Origin of the sequence: Streptococcus infantis (genome assembly GCF_021497965.1) — a bacterium.
Taxonomy (GTDB): Bacteria; Bacillota; Bacilli; order Lactobacillales; family Streptococcaceae; genus Streptococcus; species Streptococcus infantis_B.
Map to the genome: position 1 here is coordinate 1400390 of NZ_CP046525.1, position 20145 is coordinate 1420534.

22 protein-coding genes are annotated in these 20145 nt (G+C 30.8%); 10 read left to right on the forward strand and 12 right to left on the reverse strand.

Annotated features, from left to right (window positions below):
* Nucleotides 1-51: 51 nt before the first annotated feature.
* The 3 genes from GOM46_RS06915 to GOM46_RS06925 all read left to right on the forward strand — a co-directional run bounded on the left by GOM46_RS06915 (nt 52) and on the right by GOM46_RS06925 (nt 2232).
* Nucleotides 52-1134: a PD-(D/E)XK nuclease family protein gene (locus tag GOM46_RS06915; protein WP_235083402.1), complete on the forward strand. Its 1083-nt coding sequence runs from the start codon at nt 52-54 to the stop codon at nt 1132-1134.
* Nucleotides 1135-1486: 352 nt separating this feature from the next.
* On the forward strand, nt 1487-1849 hold the full coding sequence (locus GOM46_RS06920; RefSeq protein ID WP_235083403.1) for a hypothetical protein: 363 nt from the start codon (nt 1487-1489) through the stop codon (nt 1847-1849).
* Nucleotides 1850-2034: 185 nt separating this feature from the next.
* Complete coding sequence (locus tag GOM46_RS06925; protein WP_235083404.1) at nt 2035-2232, forward strand: hypothetical protein; 198 nt, start codon at nt 2035-2037, stop codon at nt 2230-2232.
* Nucleotides 2233-2295: 63 nt separating this feature from the next.
* On the opposite strand, the gene GOM46_RS06930 is transcribed toward GOM46_RS06925, so the two are convergent.
* Entirely contained in the window at nt 2296-2700 is a 405-nt protein-coding gene (locus GOM46_RS06930; protein WP_235083405.1) for a hypothetical protein, read from the reverse strand.
* Between the two features lie 228 nt (nt 2701-2928).
* Here GOM46_RS06930 and GOM46_RS06935 point away from each other — a divergent pair, with 228 nt between their 5' ends.
* Nucleotides 2929-5049, forward strand: a complete 2121-nt coding sequence (locus GOM46_RS06935) for a DNA-methyltransferase (RefSeq protein WP_235083406.1) — start codon at nt 2929-2931, stop codon at nt 5047-5049.
* A 26-nt stretch (nt 5050-5075) separates the two neighbouring features.
* On the opposite strand, the gene GOM46_RS06940 is transcribed toward GOM46_RS06935, so the two are convergent.
* The 11 genes from GOM46_RS06940 to GOM46_RS06990 form a co-directional block, all read right to left on the reverse strand.
* A complete protein-coding gene (locus GOM46_RS06940) occupies nt 5076-6734 on the reverse strand; it encodes a hypothetical protein (protein ID WP_235083407.1) in 1659 nt (552 codons plus the stop codon).
* Nucleotides 6731-7915, reverse strand: coding sequence for a hypothetical protein (locus GOM46_RS06945; RefSeq protein ID WP_235083408.1), 1185 nt, complete (start codon nt 7913-7915; stop codon nt 6731-6733). The genes GOM46_RS06940 and GOM46_RS06945 overlap by 4 nt, the downstream gene beginning before the upstream one ends.
* Nucleotides 7915-8145 carry a helix-turn-helix domain-containing protein gene (locus GOM46_RS06950; RefSeq protein ID WP_235083409.1) on the reverse strand — a complete coding sequence of 77 codons (231 nt, stop codon included), beginning with the start codon at nt 8143-8145 and terminating at the stop codon, nt 7915-7917. The genes GOM46_RS06945 and GOM46_RS06950 overlap by 1 nt, the downstream gene beginning before the upstream one ends.
* An 87-nt stretch (nt 8146-8232) precedes the next feature.
* Entirely contained in the window at nt 8233-8712 is a 480-nt protein-coding gene (locus tag GOM46_RS06955) for a hypothetical protein (RefSeq protein ID WP_235083410.1), read from the reverse strand.
* A 187-nt stretch (nt 8713-8899) separates the two neighbouring features.
* Nucleotides 8900-10099 carry a protein kinase family protein gene (locus tag GOM46_RS06960; protein WP_235083411.1) on the reverse strand — a complete coding sequence of 400 codons (1200 nt, stop codon included), beginning with the start codon at nt 10097-10099 and terminating at the stop codon, nt 8900-8902.
* 108 nt (nt 10100-10207) lie between these two features.
* Complete coding sequence (locus GOM46_RS06965; protein WP_235083412.1) at nt 10208-11011, reverse strand: conjugal transfer protein; 804 nt, start codon at nt 11009-11011, stop codon at nt 10208-10210.
* The gene (locus tag GOM46_RS06970) at nt 11001-11462 is read right to left on the reverse strand and encodes a TFIIB-type zinc ribbon-containing protein (protein WP_235083413.1); all 462 of its coding nucleotides are present in this window, start codon (nt 11460-11462) and stop codon (nt 11001-11003) included. The genes GOM46_RS06965 and GOM46_RS06970 overlap by 11 nt, the downstream gene beginning before the upstream one ends.
* A 505-nt stretch (nt 11463-11967) precedes the next feature.
* Nucleotides 11968-12831, reverse strand: a complete 864-nt coding sequence (locus GOM46_RS06975) for an ImmA/IrrE family metallo-endopeptidase (protein WP_235083414.1) — start codon at nt 12829-12831, stop codon at nt 11968-11970.
* 134 nt (nt 12832-12965) lie between these two features.
* Nucleotides 12966-13151, reverse strand: a complete 186-nt coding sequence (locus GOM46_RS06980; RefSeq protein ID WP_235083415.1) for a hypothetical protein — start codon at nt 13149-13151, stop codon at nt 12966-12968.
* Nucleotides 13132-14139, reverse strand: coding sequence for a hypothetical protein (locus GOM46_RS06985; protein ID WP_235083416.1), 1008 nt, complete (start codon nt 14137-14139; stop codon nt 13132-13134). Before GOM46_RS06985 ends, GOM46_RS06980 begins: the two co-directional genes overlap by 20 nt.
* A gap of 15 nt (nt 14140-14154) precedes the next feature.
* On the reverse strand, nt 14155-14499 hold the full coding sequence (locus GOM46_RS06990) for a helix-turn-helix domain-containing protein (RefSeq protein ID WP_235083417.1): 345 nt from the start codon (nt 14497-14499) through the stop codon (nt 14155-14157).
* 867 nt (nt 14500-15366) lie between these two features.
* Between GOM46_RS06990 and GOM46_RS06995 the strand changes: the two genes are divergently transcribed.
* From GOM46_RS06995 to GOM46_RS07020, 6 genes are all read left to right on the forward strand, one after another.
* Nucleotides 15367-15663 (forward strand): hypothetical protein, encoded by a 297-nt coding sequence (locus GOM46_RS06995; RefSeq protein ID WP_000611951.1) that lies wholly within the window; start codon nt 15367-15369, stop codon nt 15661-15663.
* Nucleotides 15664-15684: 21 nt separating this feature from the next.
* Complete coding sequence (locus tag GOM46_RS07000; RefSeq protein ID WP_235083418.1) at nt 15685-16146, forward strand: conjugal transfer protein; 462 nt, start codon at nt 15685-15687, stop codon at nt 16144-16146.
* A 13-nt stretch (nt 16147-16159) separates the two neighbouring features.
* A complete protein-coding gene (locus tag GOM46_RS07005; protein ID WP_235083419.1) occupies nt 16160-17845 on the forward strand; it encodes an FtsK/SpoIIIE domain-containing protein in 1686 nt (561 codons plus the stop codon).
* Nucleotides 17846-18051: 206 nt separating this feature from the next.
* The gene (locus GOM46_RS07010) at nt 18052-19284 is read left to right on the forward strand and encodes a replication initiation factor domain-containing protein (protein WP_235083420.1); all 1233 of its coding nucleotides are present in this window, start codon (nt 18052-18054) and stop codon (nt 19282-19284) included.
* A gap of 13 nt (nt 19285-19297) precedes the next feature.
* Complete coding sequence (locus GOM46_RS07015) at nt 19298-19528, forward strand: hypothetical protein (RefSeq protein WP_235083421.1); 231 nt, start codon at nt 19298-19300, stop codon at nt 19526-19528.
* The gene (locus GOM46_RS07020) at nt 19528-19956 is read left to right on the forward strand and encodes a conjugal transfer protein (protein ID WP_235083422.1); all 429 of its coding nucleotides are present in this window, start codon (nt 19528-19530) and stop codon (nt 19954-19956) included. Before GOM46_RS07015 ends, GOM46_RS07020 begins: the two co-directional genes overlap by 1 nt.
* The last annotated feature ends 189 nt before the right edge of the window (nt 19957-20145 follow it).

Consider the following 20145-nt stretch of genomic DNA (forward strand, 5'->3'; position numbering starts at 1 on the left):
TAATATCATTTCTGCATATTTGTTGATATAATAAAGTGGGAGGAAAATATTATGAAATCATATATTGAAGCAATTGACCAAACACTAAATCATAAATTATCAATGAGTAATATGGAGCTATACCACAGCAATTTACTTGCAAGAGTACTTGAAAAGTATAAAGAAGAACCGTTTTCGTTACTGGAGGGAGTAGTTCCAAACTATAAAGCATACCGTACCATTTGTGTAGAAAGGGAGAGTAAACACAAAGACTTAACTATTATACTTTCAAACGGAAATCAAACTATAACAGTAATTATAGAAAACAAATTCAAATCATTACCTGAACGAGAACAATTAGAAAAATACACAACTAAGGATAGTAATATGTACTATATTCTTCTATCTCTAACAGAGCCTGAAAAGGATATCTTACCAGAAAAATGGTGTTGGAAAAATTACGATGAATTAAGTAAATATTACTCAAAAATAGCAAAGAAGACTAATGATTTACTCTTTAAGGAATTTCTAAAGGATTACATAAGGTATATTTCGGCAGTATCTAAACTATTAAATGCAAGCGAACTTGATATGGAATTAGAAAAGTATTATATAGAACCATCTGTGAGAAAAGAATTAAAAAATATAGGATTAGTTGATTTAGTAGATAAAATTAGATATGAAAAAATGAAAAACAGAATTAAGTGTAACAACGGAATTGGTAGACCCTATTCTAATAGAATGAGTGGAGGATTTTATTTTGGTTATAATTATGAAATAAATGAATATCTAAGTTTTGATATACAAATTCAGGGAAACCAATATCGTCATAAACTAAACATTAAAAAGAGTATTGGAAAATCCAAGGAGGAGTTGATTGATATTTGTGAAGATTTAAAAACAAAGAAATTATTTTTCACTTTCGAAAAAAATGATTTTTTAATCACACCTTCAAGAAGAAGAAACAATTGGAATAAATATGAAAGTGATAAATCAATTGATTTGTATGATTATAAAAAGATTGTGGATCAAGCGACTTTTAAGGATTTGATTACTTATATTAATAACCAAATTAAAATATTAGTTCGTAATTCTAAAGAAATTGAAAATTTGGTAATGAATGAAGAACAGACTTCAAGAAACTTAAAAAAATAGAATACCTAGCATTGAATAAATTCTATCATCGAATTGGACTCATATACCAATGTAGTGTCCCTTTATTTCTAAAATATGAATTTAAAAAATTTTTAATTTTCACTTGAATAAAGGCTGTTTTATAAAAGATGAGTATCTAATAATATTTATCAGTATTTATTTAAACAAAGTACATTATTGATAATATATTGGTTACAAAATTTTTTGGTTACAGATCATCAATTTCCCCTTGTTTTTCAAACTATCTTTCCGAAAAATGTATATTTTCTCGAAAGATATTTAATAGTAGCTGACAACATCTATATTATACTTGTGATATTTATCTGGTATAATATTGAAAGGAGGAAGCAAAATGAAAAAAATAATCGTATTGATATTGGTGTCTGTGTCTACATTTTTGCTAATGGCCTGCTCTAAGCAATCAAATAACTCCTTAGATGGAGAATATTACTGGATAAACGAAAATAGAAATGAAGTAGCTTTTGTTATATCTGGGGATATGGGAACTATTAAACATGGAGAGGCCGAAGGGTTTACTATAGACAAAGAAAAATCAACCATTCAATTATTAGGAGAAAATATCATTAAACTTACAAAAAGTTATACTTTTAAAGATGATGTATTTACTGTAGATATTTCAGGTATGAAACACGACTACTATAAAAAAGATAGCAAGGCTTATCAAGAAGCTTTAAAAAAATATGGCTATCAATAATATACTCGAAAATTAGGGAAGACTTTGCTTAATTCATAAGAACACTACATTCGAGTGTTCTTTTTTTGTATCCGTAAAACATTTTAAAATACTTGTTTATAATCTGTATAGACAGTTCAGAGTTGTTTTTAATCATTTGAGAATTACTAGAGTAATCATATAATTTCTTTTGATATGATATAACCATGAAAAATATAAAAGAAAATAACATTCAAAAAGCATTATGGCATATCAAACGCCATTGTTACTATATAGAAAATAACCACTCTCATAGCGATATGAAAGCTGAACTATTCCATTTAAAAGCAAGTGTTGACACATTACTTCGAGTTTTTAATAATGAAAAACCCTATCCAAATTTGGACAGGGAGGAAGTATTTTAAATCAATATACCATTTTATTGGAATGGAGAGCTCACTATATCTTAAAAGATCACATATCCCTTATCATTTATGTGACATTTCAAATTCAATAAGAGAAATAATCTTATCAAAACAAATATCTTGTATTCTAATATTGCCAGCACTACGACTATCCTTATATTTTTCGAGAATTTCATTCTTTAACTCATCTAATTCCTCGTATCTTACAGCATTGGAAGCTTCAGCCATCCAAAATATCAATTCACCACATTGCACAGTCCTAGGAAAATCCTTGTTTTCACCTCTACGTATCTTATCTTCGCAATAATTCATTAAATGGATATATTGTGACGGCATATCATCTATTTGTTCTATTCGATAGCCCGTTCCTTCTTTTTGAATATAACCTCCTCTCATAAGTGCCTCAGTTAATGGACAGTCTATATCTTTTTTATTTTTAAAGAAATCATATAATTGCTTAATTTTCATAATAAATAATCACTTCTCAATTTTCTAATACATATCGAAAGTATAAATCATTCTTTCGAGATCTTATCTCAATAATATTGATAAAAAACATTCAAATATTGGCCCCATTATACCATACAAATTCTTTTCCAGCTATTTTTAGAATAATTCTACTTAATTTTATCAATCATATAGAAGTTGTTTTATGGTATAATTGAACTTACTACTTGCTTTTTAGAAAGGCTAGACATGAAATTCAATGAACTACTCAATCTTCTTAATGACAATTTAGAAGAAGGACATAAAATGTCAGAAGAACAGCTAAAAACTATACTTCTGGATACATCTCGTATTGCAGATAAATACATAACTGAAGATATTAATGAAATTAAAAAAAATTACTCAATCAAAATTAACTCTACTCAAAAAGAGCTATTACGCAAAGCCATCCTTGGATATAACATCGACGATAAAATAATTGAGGATATCGTCGGTACAGAGAACATAGATTCACTATCCTTTATGGATTTAAAAGATTCCTCCCATTTATTAGAATCAGCATTACACTCTGTAAATGAAGGTTTCCAAAGAAACTCTGAAAAAATGCTCCATTCCTTATCAGCACGATTTTATACCATGTATCTGAATAGAGGGAATGATTTAAATAACTATATTAGATACTTACAACATTTACAGCATAATCAAAGTCAACTTTCTATCGTAGAAATCGATGGAGATTCTCAACTATCCGCTAATAACATAGCCGAAATTATAAAGAATGAGTATGATAATCTCTCTAATTTCCACTATATGATTATTCTATTTAAAGACACTTCTAAACATAAAATAAAGTGGTCAACCGTATCCGAGGTTGCTATTTTTATGGAACATTTCAAAAAAGAGCACCAATTCAGTGTTTTTGAAAAAAGTAATAAAAAACATCGAATCGATGAAATGATAAAATTTATTGATGAAAACAACCACATTGATTTAGATAATGATTTGATTTCTGCTATTAATGCTTTTTACGATGGGGTTGATTACGGTTTTCATTTTGAAGATTTATTATTATCGTCTGATGGATCTCAAAAAGCTTTGATCATGCAAAAAGTAGAATTAGATGAAAACCCCAAAAAATGCCCAGTTTGTCACGAAGAAATTGTTCGAGGAAACTCATACCCACGTCTACTTTATAAAAGTTTTGAATGTCAAAATCCATATTGCTCATCACGAAGTAAAATAGGGCGCGGAAAAAGATATGATCTATTCTCGGCAAAAAGACAAATAATGCTTGAGCGAAATAGTTATTATGATCAAATTTCTGATGACATTTATAAAAACTATAGAAGAGATATTCTCAATTCGAAAAAGATTGAAATTCAAGATTTAATTCAATTATATTCGTGGGACTCAGATACTGTCAAATTAATTAACAGTACATACAATAAGAAGAATTACCTGGGCAGATCCGTTCAAAAAATAGTATATCACGATTTTTCAAATAATGATTATGTAAATTCATTAGAATTAACGGCTCTCTTTGATAAAATAGTTAATAAAATATATTTCAAAGAAAATTATAAAGTTTTAAACAAAAATAAGATTAAAGACTCGATTATACTAAATGGAAATTCTAGTGATCTAATTCCTTTCATAAGTGAAATTACCAGTGCTAATACTATCACAGGAGCAATCACTTCTCCACCGTATTACAATGCTCGGGAATACTCCCAATGGCCTAATCTTCTTCTTTATTTAATTGATATGATGATAAATGCTAAAGCAATTTTCGAAGTATTGGAAGACGATGCTGCATACATATATAACATAGGTGATATAGTAGGACAAGACAATATCTATATAAAATCAAATATGTCAAAAAGACGGCAAATGTTAGGTTTTTACTCTGTATTCATCTTTTCTATTATTGGTTTCAACCTGACAGGAAATATAATTTGGGACAAAGGGGAAGTCCAGAGCAAACGAAACTCTACTTCAAATCATGTAAGTGGATATCTTAAACCAGTCAATGCATACGAACATTGTTGGATTTTCCAAAAACAACCAAATAGTTATAAATCCCAAACAACTATCGTTAAAATTGATCCAGTTAAAAAGATTAATTCAAAGGGAGATAATATATTTGGCCACACTGCTCCATATCCGATTGAATTGGTGAAAATTATATATCCATTTATCAAAAATAAAAACGGATATATATTAGATCCATTTTTAGGTAGTGGAACAACAATTATTTCCATGATGGAGAATGGATATAAAGCTATTGGATTTGAACTTAATGAAGATTATTATAATTTAGCTGTACAAAAGATTGAAGAGTCTACCAACACTTTATTTAATTTAAATTAAAAACAAGGATAATATTCCTTGTTTTTTTATTTGCTACTGAGATGTCTAATAACTTCTAACAACTGATCTATTGTAAAGTTTTGTTGCATCATATTTGATGTGTGAAACGACCAGAATAAATTTGTTGGACGCGCTGCAGTTAAAATTCTATTTAGGTCGGTATTCACGTAAAATTTCTGGAATTTAGCAGATTCATTGTGTGAAACATCCATCGATCTATCCCAGTCAGTTTTATAGGAATCTCCTATTGAAATATTTGCTATTTGTCCTAATTCATAAGAAAAATCAAGATAATTTATTTTTTCTTTTGTTAATGGATCAACCAGCTTGTCATCAACTATACATCCAGATATATTTACACAATATTCTTCTAAGGTCATTGTCTTCCCATTTTCTTCGTAGAAAATCTCTGATAGAACTTCCCTTATTTCTTTAATTAAAGACCTTTGTTCGTCTTTAAATGATTCATCAAATGAATGTAAAACAAAATAAAGCAAAACTAATAATATTTCCTGACAAACTTCCCCGTTAGCATATTCTCTAGCAGGATTAAATAGATATCCCCTGTTCTTTTCTTCTTTTCTAAATGTGTGACTCGAAATAGAATCTTTTTCCCCGCCCTTAATAGATACAAATAGAAAACCAGTCCATTTTTCATTTCCAAAAAAAACACTATTCTCATTTTCGAATTTATCTTTCCTGATGATTCTGTAAAGGTTAAAATCTAAGTTTGAAGCGTCATCAAATTGTGGTGATACATCAAGATTATTTACTTTAATTGGTTTTTTTCTCCAATAATTTATAAACTCCTCATAACTCTTTTTTGCATTAGCACCAGATGATTTTCCATCTATACTTCTAAATGAAATCATTGAGGAAACATTCTCATCCGAACCTATTCTTTTTAGCAATTCTTCAACTACTACACTATTTGCAGTGTTGTTAGAATATTTTACATAGTCATCATTAACAAATTCAACTACTACACCACCTTTGAAGTAGTTTAACTCATCTATTGTTAAATCACTGTCTATTACTGTTTTTATAGAAATTAACACTCTACCCGTTCTTGGTGTTCTTTGTTGAAATAATTCTTTTGGGACATCATATGGGCTAGTTTTATCAATAATATTTTTTACTTTAGTTCCAACTTTTTTATTTTCTGCTGTAACTAGTTTCTTTGCTTTTTTTATTAGGGTTTTAATTTTCTTATATCTCTCTAGATGCTCATACTGAGATTTTTTAGCAACAACAATATTAGCAGCATGTTGTACTTTATTTACTTTCCCATTTTTTATTCTAACTCCATCTTTATCATAGAAAATTAATATGTTATTAGCTATAAAATCGTCTAGCTTAATTGGCATTTTGTCAAAATAATCAACTAATTCACCTTTACAGACACTTCCTGAGCATTCATCAATAATTGATTTAAATGATCTCTCAGTCCCATCCGTAGATAACTCACATTGAGTCTCTTCAAGTTTTTTTATCAAATTTTTTTTATCAAATTTTTCTTGTATTTCTTTTGATAAAGATAAAAATGCTAAATATTGAATTGCATCAAAAACTAGTTCATCTTTGAAATTTTCAAGTATATTTTCTTGATTCATTTGAAAATAGCCTTCTAAGCTAGTCTCTTTACCTTCAAAATGATTAGTGAAAATCAGCTGTTTTGTTTTCATGATTTTCTCCTTTGCCTACGTGTAACTCTGCTATATTCCTCCTCGAAATATTTTTCTAAAGTAAAATTCTGTTGCATCATATTAGATAAGTGTTTTGACCAAAAAACATTTGTCGGACGTGAGGGAGATAATAGCTGTTTTCGTCCTTTATCCCAGTAATACTTCTCATAGAAAACTGCCTCGCTATGTGTAAAATCTATTGATTCTGGCAAATTTTTATCATCAACTGAAAAATCTTTAATCTCAATTTTTTTCATTTGAATAGGGTCACAAAGATAACCATCATCAGAAAATTTTATTGATGGATGATTTTCACAATAATCTAACAAATTTCCATTAAATTCTGGCGTTTCATAGATAGTTTTTGCTAATATATTTTTTGTTCTTTCCAAAAGGGAATTAAAAATGGGAGTTTGTTTACTTTTTGATCGTATACTTCTCAATGCAAAATAACACATAACTAAGTTAATGTCTTCCCCAACTTCTTTACTAGCATATTCACATGCTGGATTAAATAATGTAATATTCCCATGGTGGCTTATAATAGTATCTTGTTGACCTCCTCTAATTGAAATATAAAGGAAACCTTCCCACTTTTCATTACCTGTCCCACCAGCTCCACCTTTCTTTCGCAAATAATAATTTTCGAGATTTTTTGGATTCAATACAGCAATTTTTTTCTCCCCCTCCTCCTCATAATTTACTTCAGTATTTTGAATTAATTTCTCATAAGCATTTCTTTGTTCTTCAGACGAAGAAGACCCTGCCTCTGAACGAATTGAAATTATCGAAGAAACAATACCATCTGATCCTAATTTATTCTTTAACTCTGTAAACAAGGGGTCAGTTTGGTTTTGTTCCAAAAAGAAATCATTATTAACAAACTCAATTACAACACCACCTGAAAAAGAATTTAATTGCTCCATTGTTAAGTTATTTTCCTTAACTTTCTTCCAAGATATTAAAACTCTATTTTTTCGAGGGGTCCGTTTTTGAAATAGTTCTTCAGGTACATTATATCTACCTGTTTTTGCTGTAATATTACTGAACTTTTCCTTTATTTTTGCATTTCTTCTTGCAATCTCTTCCGATTTTACTCCTTCATCGAAATCGCTTTCATCTAAAACATTACGTAGGAATAGGAATAAATCCCTCCTCAAGTTTATTTTTTCTTTTAACATCATTTTTCTCCCTCTACTTGATAATATAGTAATTGATAAGGCATTTTGTGAAGAGCATCCGCAATCTTAGCAACATTTTCAATAGAAACATTCCTTTTACCTCTTTCAATTGAACTAATGTAAGTCCTGTGTAATCCTGTATCGAATGCTAAATCTTCTTGTGATAATCCTGCTTCTTTTCTATAATGTTTTACATTTTCTGCTAATACTAGTTTTAAATCTATAATCATAACGCTTTCACCTCAAAACAATAATACTCAAAAGAATACTATAAGTCTACACACTATAAGTAACAAAAAAAGAAGCCTTAGCTTCTTTTATAAACAAATATTATTGGGAAGTAGATCTTCTAGATTGTTCGTTATGATTTTATCTATAAATTCTTCTTTAGATTTTATGTAATTAGCAAGATTTGGAAAATTATTTAAAAGTAAATATGATTGTGGTGCAACGAATCCCTCATTATTTATTCTTAGTTCTTCTAGTGTAATTGGTTTTATTTTATGAACAGCTTTAATTTCATAGGCATATCTATATTTTTTTAAATATTCATCAATTTTTTTTACTAATTCTGTATCGTGAGAATATTCTTTTTTCCAATCCTCTAGATCATACTTTTCTCCAAAAAATACAATACCACAAATGGCCTTCACAGGTGAGCTAATATACATATACGCATAATTGCAGTTGTCTGGAAATCTTCGTCTATATTCTAATAGCTTTGTTTGGTTACAAATTCTATCATATACATTTGGCCAAAAACTCATCAACGGAATATTTGTTACTTTCTTTTCCATTACATCCCCTTTAATAAATTCATATTGTTTTAAGAACAATTATATAGTCATTTCCCTGTTTATTCAACTATTGACCTTGCTTTCTTAATTCATATATTTGAACTTTATCTTCATAAGTTAATTTCATAATAAAAACACCCCGAAAGTTAGATTTTTTCTGTCTAACTTTTGGGGTGCAGTTCATTATTTAATAGGGTGGTTTTATTTTTGAAAATGCCCTCTTTAATTCATTTATATCACTAAATCTTTGATTCAAATTTGGATTTGTTCCCTTATTAATAAATTCCTCTAAATTACTATATTCAAATTTTGTAAAGTCTTTATATCTTCCAGTTAAGACAAAGTACAATAATTTTGACAAAGCAAAACCTTCAAAATGAAAATTATAATTACAAAACCCAACTCGTTGGAGTCCTGAATAATCATTAAATGCACCTCTTATTTCTGTATCTAGAGATGTTAACATGCTATTACTTAACTTTACATTCCCCAAATCAGCAATTTTAATAATTTTTACATCATCATACTCTTTAATCAAAATATTATTAGGTGATATATCTCTATGAAGTATATCTTTTTTAGCTAGATACTCAAATCCTTTTATTATTTGATAACCTAGGTTCATTCTCTCGGAAAAAGTCAATTTCTGATTATGAGTCTTTATATATTTAAAAAGTGAAGTGTCAGCATACTCCATAACATACTCATTTTTCGTTTTATCAATAGAGTAAACTTCGAGTACATACGGAGAATGTAACTGCTTCATTATATCAAATTCTAAATAAAATCGCTCTAAATCTTTGAATAGAATAGTTTTTTTTGCACGTTTTAATGCAAAAGTTTTGTTGTAATTTTCATCATAGAAACTAAATACAGTAGCATAAGAACCATCACCAACTGTTTTCAATTGGAACCGTTGTATAGTGTTATTCGGGAGCTCGAGAATATCCGATACTTCAAAAATTGGTAACTCATAGTATATTTCAACTTCCGACATATCATCTGGTACTGGGCTTCCACCAGATGACGATAGAAAACTATTACATTTTTTTAATACTTTATCATAGTATTCAACAATTCTAACTTTCTCACCAGAATTCTTAAGGTTGTTGACAAATCTGTTTGATAGTGAAATTGATTTTATCAAATTTCTACTTGGTTCAGCCCAGAAATGTCTCCCACCATTTATACTATCATTTAATATTCTTAATCCCTTCACCAACTGATAGTGTATGCTAGAACATAACTTACTCAGTCTGTCATCAAAAATATCTTTGTAAAGATGTTCATAATCAATAGCAAACTCTTTACCAAAGTAATCCAAATAATCCCTTTCAATACCTACTATACTATTTAATAGTTTTACATTATTATTTACAGAAATCAATTTTTCTCTTCTCTCTATTTAAAATAGACTTACAATATAAAATAAACTTAATCTATTTTAATTAATTGGGCATATGTTACCTAAATCGTTTTAGCGGCCGCTACTTTCTTATATTGTTATTCCTATAATCTTAGCAAGTAACTTAATCCCTTCGAATAAATCTGGTGTCAAGGCAACAGTTGTTGCGATAAATTTCATCGTATTAAAAGCTGAAGTCAAGATGGTCTGCTTTGGTTGTGGTTCTTGAATCTCATTTTTAATAATTTCCAAGTTCTGCTTGAGTACTGATTTAGATTCGCTATTTTCTAATGTTTCAATAGCATCTTCAACATTCTCCATAGCTTTAGAGAATTCCTCGCTATTAATAATATTTACCTGATCAGCGTTGACTGTACTTCCATGTTCAGCTATATTAACTTGTACCCCTGAACTATTAATCGTTATGTTATATGAGCTATCACTATCAAATCCCATATCTGTCGCAATATCCTTAATATACTCCTCAATTTCTAAAACAAATGGATAAATCAATCTGTCACCAAATGCTTTCGCCATATCTTGATATTTTTTACTATGTGCATAGTACCATCCAAAATTAATTGTAGACAACTTTTTAAGGGCAATATAGTCAAATGCTCTATATAGAAGATAAGTTCTTTTACGGCTATCAGTCCCCAAATTTAAAGTTTCATTTCCATATGAGGAATTAATCCTATCAAGTTCTGATTCTAACCCCTCTACATCATAAGATAAACTCTCAACATAATCAAATATCAAAGATGTCTTTTTTATATAATCCAGAAATTCTATTAATGCATCAGTCTGTTCCCCGAAATAAGCATTCATCACATTTGAAGCCAACGTTCTAAATCTTCTGCTAATTTTTCTAAGCTCTTTTTTATTAATCTCCATCTACTAACTCCCCACAAAATGGACAATAGCCACCCTCGAATTTTGATATAGTTCGTAATTTTACTACTTTATCACAACACAAATATCTTTTCTCTTCGAAGTCTCCAACTTTCCTTCCAATTGGCATTTCTGATTCCTTATCTATCTTTTTACCACCCTTAAATTGTATGTCCTTATTGTTTCTGAATGTCCTCTCCAGATCTTCTGAAAAATTATTTAATAAATCAGCAATATAGTTTTGAATTATATTTTCTGCCAAGTCATTTATATCATCATCTAAATAATTATCACTTTTGAGCCCACACTTAGGACACCAAACATCTATCAAGCTATCATCATTTACATCTTGGATTTTAATCATAAATTTTTCACTACAAATTGGACATTTTAAAACAATAAATCCATCATTATCACTAGGAATAGATATTTCAAAATTTTCATCATTTGACATTGTATACCTCTTTTTAACTAATCCTATTTATCTATCTTTAAACATATGAAGTATCTTCATAATATTATAAAAAGGCAACTAATAAAGAAATAGCCATAAGGAGCGATTCCCCAAAAACTGTTATATACTAAAATTCGGCGAAAAGTTTGCCAATAAAACTAGCTAAAATTAAAATAATAAATTAACGCTAAATGTTTTATTACGTCTGCCATACGTATTTTAAAAAGTTGTAATCTTCGCACTTCCAAAATTTAGGATTCCAAGTTAATAAGTAACCTTTTTTTCATTTATATTCAACTCCCCTATTGTTATGATGTTAATTATTTTATAAATATAATTATAATATAAGTTCTGTTTTATTTCTATACTCATTTTGAAAAAGCTTCTACAAAATAATCACAATACTGATTTATCTTTTGAAGAAATTCTTATCCATTAACTCTTTATTTTTATAAACTATTTTCTATATGTATTCATTTTATCTGATTGAACAATCTTATCTCTTTCATTGCATTAATAGTAATTGTAATTCTGCTTTCCTTCTTGCTTCTTGATCTGAGATTTTTGTACTATCCCACGCATATGCTACTGATTTTCCTTTGTTATAAATCAACCAAATTTTTAAATTATCAATACTTTCTCTTAATTCTTTCCAATTATTCTGGTCAATTAACTCTGGCAGTTCCTGACTTGAAACAAATCCCTGTTCAAAAATACGATTTTGGGTCTGAACCTTTAGAGAAGCACTATATTGATTGAACTCATCAATTAATTGTTGTTTTATTTCATGAAACAAACTACGTATTGAAGAATTATTCGTCTCCAGATAGTCATTAACAGCATGTTTAATTTTAACTTCCCCATTTGGAAAATACACTCGTAACAAATCTATCAAACGAAAGTACAGAGCTTGTTTGGAAACCTCCAAACTTTCTTGTACTTCCTGAAAACTATCGCAACTGTAATAGATTTTAGATAATAAGACAATATCTGGCATCAACACTAAAGCAGAAAAAATATTTGCCTCACGTTCTAGTAAACTTTCTTGATTTTCGACAGATTCTGTAAAACATGTACCGTTATGGTTTAGAACAAAATGGCCTAATTCATGACATAGGGTGAAATTCTGTTTAACTTTAGGGTTATCCTTCTCATAAGAAAAACTAATCCCATACTCATCCATTATGGTTAAACCTTCAATCTTGTGATTTGTAAAATGATGACTAATCACTTGAATTTTATTCATCTTTACACAATGATAAAAAAATAAATTGAAATGATATTTTAGTAGAGGAATATTATTATCTTTCATGTACTGATATAATCGTTGTTTTGTAATGCTACTTATTCTTAAATACAATTCATCCAACGAACATTACCTCCTTTGAGTCTTAATGTAACAAACTAAACCAAATTGGTTGAATAAATTATACAAAAAAAGTGGACGGCTGTCCACTGAATAACTTTTAAATTAAACTATTTTAAAGTGTAGAAAAAATAAGTTTATTTCTTTAGTTTCCCACCTATTTTACTTCCGAGCACAGCACTTAACGGTACAATTGCTGCTGCTATATATTTTCTAGTATTCTTATAAGTTCTTTCATGTTCACCACAAAACAGAGCCTGTGGGGTATAAACCTCCTTATCACAATTTAAGAACTTACAAATTTTAATTTTTTTTGATTCCATCTTTCTTTTCCTCTATTAATAACTCCTCTGAATTATCAAGAAGTCTATCAACATTACTAGTTATACTCTGAGTTAATTTTTCAAATGAGCTTGTGTTCCCCTTTGAGAAATTATCAATCTTCCATGCTAAACTTTTTCCATCATATTTTGGCTCTAATAAAGTTTGTTCCATAAATCCTTGGTAATTACTTAATACAGCGATCACTGAATCTTGTTCTTCTAACAACGTATAAGCTATGACATTCAATTGCAATGTTGATGATAAATAACTAAATGATTGCTGAAGTAAATTACTAATCCTATCTGCATCTTTTGGTTTGAGCTTAGAATTCGTAAAATCAGTACTGTCAGTATAAATCGATAACATCAATTTTGAAATAGTAGTATTATTTTCTTTTATTGCTGAAACTAATAAATCTCTTTTCAATAGCTCATTTTTTGTAGCCAAAGCCTCTATAATTAATTGTCTTGAACTAAAAAATCCAGAGAATCTATCATTGTATTGACCTTGTTCGACTCTGATGACTAACTCATTCAACGATTCAATTTGTTCAGAAATAGAAGCTAGCTGACCTTGAATTGCAGAAAGTTCTGGGAGATTCCCAAGTTCTTGAACAGCTCTTTCTTCTAGTGTTACACTACTTTTAATCTTTCCAGACGCCGTATCTTTAATAACCGCATAAGTTTCACCCGTCTTTCTCCGAATCCCATAGCTCCACTCACCTGTTTTTAATTTTTCTTTTGCTACTTCTGATAATTTTGCAACATGTTCCACATCATTTTTATCTTCAATGAGTTTTTTTAATAACTCGATTTCAGAAACATGATCAAATAAGTAATTTTTGATTTTATCAGCAATCACTAAGGAAGCTTCTTTTTGCAACGGTAGTAAGGAGTATGATTGAAAGTCATAATTATATAATTCCTTTTTTCTGACGTCAATTTCAAAATCCTCAATCTTAGGTAGTTCAATTTCAAAATTTTCCATATTACAGTTCCTTTATTAATCAGTATCTTTCACAAACGCCTTTTTCCGCTCTTCCATAAACTCAATCAACTCTTTTTTGAAAACTTTCTTCTCATCATCTGTAAGTCCCGTTGAATTCATACGGAATAGTAATTCTATGTTATCTAAATCATCATCTTTATTTTCTGAATTGCCAACTAAGTAATCTACTGACACATTTAAAATCTGTGCAATTTTAACTAGATTTTCTTGTGTTGGTTTCTTTACTCCACGTTCCCATGCAGCGTATGCCTGTTGAGAAATATCAAGTTTTTCAGCAATTTGAGCTTGTGTTAGTTTTACTCGTTTCCTTAGTGTTTTCAAGCGTTCTGCGAATTCCATATGTGACCTCAAAAAATTTTTAAAAATTTTAGCAGAAAATCGTTGACATTTACAACTGCTGGTTGTATAATATAATCAACAACTAATAGTTGTATAGCGATTGAAAATAATAACCTTATCTTCAAGGCTAAATTACGATCTTTGAAAATTTAATAAAAAGTGCGTCTGACAACCAGAAGACTAATCATCAGAACTACACATAAACTTCGTACCTTTATTGTAAATGTTTTGGAAAGAAAAGTCAAGCTTCTTTATGGTTGAAGTGAAGATATAAAACATTTTTGTGGGCTTCCACGCATTTCGGACTTTCGCACTTTTCCGCATAGTAAAGTGAACTGGCTTCGCCAAAGGGCGTAAGAGAATCCATGAGGTATGATAGTGACTACCTTTTGCGATTGGCTGGGCAAGCGATGGTAATTTACGCAAAGCACCTTGCTAAACGTTGCCACCGTGGAAAGAGTAATCTTTCCAACCAAATAACTTTTCTTTACTGCTGTCTATCTTTATTAGATAGACCAACTCTCAAGCTACTAAGTCTTCAAAATTTCTTAGTAGCTTTTTACTTAAACAATAAAGGAGAAAACTATGACAAACTTTTTTCGCATCACAATGTAAAAGACTCTACAATAATTATATCTTCACTGATAGAATGTTTCGTTCATCTGAGAAACTACAAGCTCAACTTTATTCTCAAACTCTCAGTGATTTAAATACAATAGCTAAAAAATCAATAGCTACTGGATTTCCTCAAAGTGAAGTACATTTTTATACTAGAATGTTTAAACGTAAACTTTCTATTCATTATTACTCAAGAGTGAAGCAATTAGCTTAGCTCTTTTTATTTTACAATCAGAAAGGAAAATACTTATGATCCCAGAAACACTAAAAATGAAACCAGAATTTATCGGCCCAGCTTACTATGAAAAATTAGGAAACGCCCCACGTTTTATCTTTGGAAAAGAAGGTAAATATCAACGTCATATTCTAAACAGTGAAACACATGGTTCCTTCCATGTTATCACACCTGCTTCTACCACAGTCTTCCCAGAAGATGCTCTTGTAGAAGTTGTTAATCCCATCTTCCTATCAGATACTTCTCTGAATGGAAATTCCGTTGCACCTGCACTTAATGTTTTTGCTGAAAAACTAGTATTGAAAAAATAATTACATAAAGGAGAAAATTAAATGGCTAAAATTGGATTAAACTACGGAGAAAAACTACAAATTGCTGACAAAACTTATCGCGTCATCACTGATGGTTTAGACGTCCCGGCAGTCCTTGGAAAATTGACTTTCAGGGGTATTGAAGGACCTGATATTATCTTTGAAGAGGATCGTTCACAAAGAAACCCTGACGGTTCATTTGCTCAAATTAATACCGGAGAAGTTCGTGGTATTGTTGTTGCGATTCATTCTTCTGTACAACATCAGACACTCTTTTTTACTATTGCAGATATGTCCGAATCTGAAATTGAAGAACTTGGCCTAAAATACCGTGAAGAAATTGAACTAGATGTTATTGTTATTACGCATACTCACGTAAATCGAAATGATATATTCAAATTATTTGCTTCTAAAATTAAGAAGAAAACAGGAGGCACACCATCCAAGGAAAATAAATCTGTAGAACATAAAAAGCAAGACTAGGAGGTAAAACATTATGAAACTCTTTACCTATCGAGGACAAAGAGTTCGAATCATTCACCGAAAAATTAAGGGAATCACTTGGTTAATTCTGTGGTTTCCTTTTTTATTATCTATTAGCCTTTATACTTACATTCATCTAGAAGAATTAAAAATTCATCCCCTACCACAAGCTTATTTTATAGGCGCTGTATTCTTTAGTTCTTCTGTTCTTGCTTGGTTCATTAATCAGCTTTGTTACGAGAAGTTACTCTTCTTTCAAAAAATGAATAGCTTACGTATTTTATCTAGGTTTTTATTGGAGAATAATCTCTACCTATCAAAAAAAATTAAACGAGAAAATAAGATTAGTGAAAAGATTGAACTTCCCCAAGTATATCTAAAACAATCACCATATAGAATTGAAATTAGCTTCATCTTAGAAGGGAATAAATTTCAGGATCGTTTCTTAAACCTCGGTTCCACTCTTGAAGTAATGTTTAATGGAGATTTTCGAAATAAGACTTTCGATAAACGCTTTATCAAATATGAAATTGCCATCAATCGTATTGATAGTCGTATTTCTATTGATAATGTTATAGTCAAAGGTTCGAAACTACAACTCATGAAAGATGTGACTTGGGACTTTATTGAAGAGCCTCATCTTCTCATTGGCGGTGGAACCGGTGGAGGTAAAACTGTTGTCCTCATGACCATCATTTATGCACTCGCTAAAATTGGTTTTATTGATATTTGTGATCCCAAAAACTCTGACTTAGCTGGTTTAAAAAAGATACCAGTCTTTCATAACCGAGTTTATACTAGTAAAGAGGATATCATTAACTGTTTTAAAGAAAATGTAGAGTTTATGGAAAAGCGCTATAAACTAATGTCTTCTTCCCATAAGTTTCAAGCTGGTAAGAACTTTACGCACTATGATATGAAACCAAAATTCATTCTAGTCGACGAGTGGGCAGCTCTCATGGCAAAAATAGACCGTGATTATAGCCAACAAGCCGAACTCATGGAATACTTATCTCAACTCGTCCTAGAAGGCCGACAAGCTGGCATATTCATTATTTTTGCAATGCAACGACCTGATGGTGAATTTATCAAAACAGCTCTTAGAGACAACTTTATGAAGCGTCTCTCCGTCGGTCATTTAGAATCAACAGGATATGACATGATGTTTGGAGATGCAAATAAATCAAAAGAGTTTAAAAAACTTGATGAAATCAACGGAATCCGTATTAAAGGTCGAGGCTATATTGCTAACAACGGTGATTTAGCAGGCGAATTTTTCTCACCTTATATTCCACTTGATCAAGGTTTCTCCTTTTATGAAGCTTACTCACAAATACCAGTTATCGAATTTGAAGGAGAAGAGTTCTCTGTCTTTGAAGAATTCCAATCACAAACTAAAACTAAAATAGATACACAGGAGTCTGTTATGGAACTTAAATTTACTAATCGTACCCTTAAAGACTTTTCTGATGAGCAAAATTTAAAAATGACAACACTACGAAAAATAATCTATCTATTAGAGGAAGAAGGAATGACTTTTGAACGTTCCGACTCTGCTATTTTAGTAGAATCTTTCCAAGAAAAACTCCTTCTTGAAATACTCTCACAATTTGATGAGGACGGACGCAAATCTTATCCAAAAGCTGTTGAAGCGATTATTAATCATCATGGGCTAGGACAAGGGCAAGGGCAAGCCTGACCACAGGTCAGGCGCAGACCGTAGACCGACGTTCCTAGTCCATGATGAAACTTCAACCCCCGGTTTCTAACAGGGGGGTTACATTTGGCAAAAACGCCACGTCCACCCCTCTTCATTCCTTATAGGAGTTGAGTTTACAGATTTTAAGAAGTGTGTAACTTTCGTCAAAAAAGTGTGTCACTCTAAAAAAGGAGGTATACTCATGAATGGATAAAATCAGCCCATTCAATCTTAAAAAATTTCGTCAAGAAACTGGAATGAGTCAAAAACAATTTGCAGAAGCTATTGATCTTCCAACTAGAACCTACCGTTCCTATGAATCCGGAGAACGAGGTTTAACTATCGAAAAGTTCCGAAATCTTAAAGAGAAATTGGGATTTCATAAAGATTATGAAGAAAATAGACTGCGTGCTAGAATTGACTATGTAAGAATTTCATTCCCATCCCTACGAGATCTAGAAAGCTTTTGTAAAAACTTTCTCTATTGTCATCTCACTGAATTCACAGAACAAGAAACACGGCTCATGAATTACACTCATCTCTGGCAACGAGGAAATATTTGGATCTTTGATTTCTTTGATAAAATCGAAACAAAGGATTTTCAAGCTTGCCTTCAATTATCTGGTCAAGGTTGCCGTGAGATGGAAGTTCTTTTAGAACATAAAGGAGTAACCTGGCAGACATTCTTTCAAAATCTTCTTTATGCTTATGAGGATTGCCGCATTAAACGACTAGATATAGCCCTAGACGAGCTCTACAAGGGGTTCGGTAAAGAGGATGAACAAATACATCTCCCTGAGTTAATAAAACGTCTATACGCAAAAGAAATCGTCCTAAAGTCACTTAAAAAATGGAATGTGACTGGTGGAGGTTCTTTTACAAATAATGACGACATGGAAGCAAATCACGGACTATCTATTTATTTTGGTTCCCGTCAAAGTCAACTCTACTTCAACTTCTATGAAAAACGCTACGAACTTGCTCAACAGGAAAACATCTCCTTGGAAGAATCCTTGGAGATTTTTGGTATCTGGAATCGCTATGAAATTCGCTTTTCCGACCAAAAAGCACAAGGTACAATCGAGGAATATGTCAATGGAGTGGATCTTGGGGAAATTGCTCGTGGTATCGTTAATAAAGAAATTCAAGTCTATAATGGCACTAATCAATTTGGAGCTTATAAACCAGACGAAAAATGGCAAACACTTTTTGGAGGTGTTGAGCCTTTAAAACTATCAACAAGTCCACAACCTTACAGTTTTGAGCGTACTATTCGCTGGCTAACCCATCAGGTATCGAACTCCTTAGCGCTCGTGAATGAAGCGGATAAAATCATGCAGACGGAGTATATGAAAATGATACAAAATAGTGGAGAAATTACAGACCGTGGGAATGCTATGCTAAATCTTATTAAAGCAAATAAACATTATGAAACATAGAGAGGAATTATACATGGAATATAAAGTAGAATTAAGCTCACTTGAAGGCTTTAAAGCATGGGCTGGCGCCCTAGATACATTAAATACCGTTCGAGAGCGAGGAGGAATGGATGACTTAACCACTATCTGTGAAGAAATTTTCAGCGGAGAAATCCCAACCGAAGTACAAATTAATGACTGGCTTTGGTTTGACTCTGACTTTATCTACCAAGCATTAGGTTACGAAGACCTATTGGAAAACTAATGTTTAAGAAAATATATAGAGAAGATTTTTTTCTATTACCTGATCAAGAATTTTGGACATTCTACATCCTTTTACGAAAAGGAAAAGAGTTTTACTATGAATGTGCTGCAAAATCTAGAGAAGAATCTCCTAACTCAAAAGGATTTTATACATACGACCATGCACTATTCACAATAGATGGTGAGTTAATCAATTTCAACTTAAACATGCGCCTTCTCTCATACACCTATATCAAAAAAAAACAATTAAAGTCAATCAAGAAATATTTAGAAAAGGGAAATAATTATGGCTACAAAAAACACAATTTGAAACGAAAGTCTGTCAACTTCCTTAGGAATTTGGGAATTGCCAAGAAAAAAGGACCACAATCAGATTGGACAAACGTGGGTGAGGTTAAATGCTCCTCCTCAAAAAGCAAGAGAAGTTAAAGAATTAAAACAAGATCTAGTAAGAGCAGCTACAAAATGAATTGCTGAGGATACTACTTCATCACGGGGAGATTGAAAAAGCCAAATAAACGGCTTTATGCAAAAAGGTTCAAAATTATGAATAGCTAATATTTAAAAGGAGTGCTATGAATAAATCAAAGAAACTACCTACTAAAAATTAGAGATTAT

Coding starts and splice junctions, on each gene's coding strand:
- GOM46_RS06995 (WP_000611951.1), top strand. CDS start 15,367: ATGATCCCAGAAACACTAAAAATGAAACCAGAATTTATCGGCCCAGCT.
- GOM46_RS06985 (WP_235083416.1), bottom strand. CDS start 14,139: ATGGAAAATTTTGAAATTGAACTACCTAAGATTGAGGATTTTGAAATT.
- GOM46_RS06925 (WP_235083404.1), top strand. CDS start 2,035: ATGAAAAATATAAAAGAAAATAACATTCAAAAAGCATTATGGCATATC.
- GOM46_RS07005 (WP_235083419.1), top strand. CDS start 16,160: ATGAAACTCTTTACCTATCGAGGACAAAGAGTTCGAATCATTCACCGA.
- GOM46_RS06980 (WP_235083415.1), bottom strand. CDS start 13,151: ATGGAATCAAAAAAAATTAAAATTTGTAAGTTCTTAAATTGTGATAAG.
- GOM46_RS07020 (WP_235083422.1), top strand. CDS start 19,528: ATGTTTAAGAAAATATATAGAGAAGATTTTTTTCTATTACCTGATCAA.
- GOM46_RS06955 (WP_235083410.1), bottom strand. CDS start 8,712: ATGGAAAAGAAAGTAACAAATATTCCGTTGATGAGTTTTTGGCCAAAT.
- GOM46_RS06965 (WP_235083412.1), bottom strand. CDS start 11,011: ATGGAGATTAATAAAAAAGAGCTTAGAAAAATTAGCAGAAGATTTAGA.
- GOM46_RS06945 (WP_235083408.1), bottom strand. CDS start 7,915: ATGTTAAAAGAAAAAATAAACTTGAGGAGGGATTTATTCCTATTCCTA.
- GOM46_RS06970 (WP_235083413.1), bottom strand. CDS start 11,462: ATGTCAAATGATGAAAATTTTGAAATATCTATTCCTAGTGATAATGAT.
- GOM46_RS06930 (WP_235083405.1), bottom strand. CDS start 2,700: ATGAAAATTAAGCAATTATATGATTTCTTTAAAAATAAAAAAGATATA.
- GOM46_RS06915 (WP_235083402.1), top strand. CDS start 52: ATGAAATCATATATTGAAGCAATTGACCAAACACTAAATCATAAATTA.
- GOM46_RS07010 (WP_235083420.1), top strand. CDS start 18,052: ATGGATAAAATCAGCCCATTCAATCTTAAAAAATTTCGTCAAGAAACT.
- GOM46_RS06940 (WP_235083407.1), bottom strand. CDS start 6,734: ATGAAAACAAAACAGCTGATTTTCACTAATCATTTTGAAGGTAAAGAG.
- GOM46_RS06920 (WP_235083403.1), top strand. CDS start 1,487: ATGAAAAAAATAATCGTATTGATATTGGTGTCTGTGTCTACATTTTTG.
- GOM46_RS07015 (WP_235083421.1), top strand. CDS start 19,298: ATGGAATATAAAGTAGAATTAAGCTCACTTGAAGGCTTTAAAGCATGG.
- GOM46_RS06950 (WP_235083409.1), bottom strand. CDS start 8,145: ATGATTATAGATTTAAAACTAGTATTAGCAGAAAATGTAAAACATTAT.
- GOM46_RS07000 (WP_235083418.1), top strand. CDS start 15,685: ATGGCTAAAATTGGATTAAACTACGGAGAAAAACTACAAATTGCTGAC.
- GOM46_RS06990 (WP_235083417.1), bottom strand. CDS start 14,499: ATGGAATTCGCAGAACGCTTGAAAACACTAAGGAAACGAGTAAAACTA.
- GOM46_RS06935 (WP_235083406.1), top strand. CDS start 2,929: ATGAAATTCAATGAACTACTCAATCTTCTTAATGACAATTTAGAAGAA.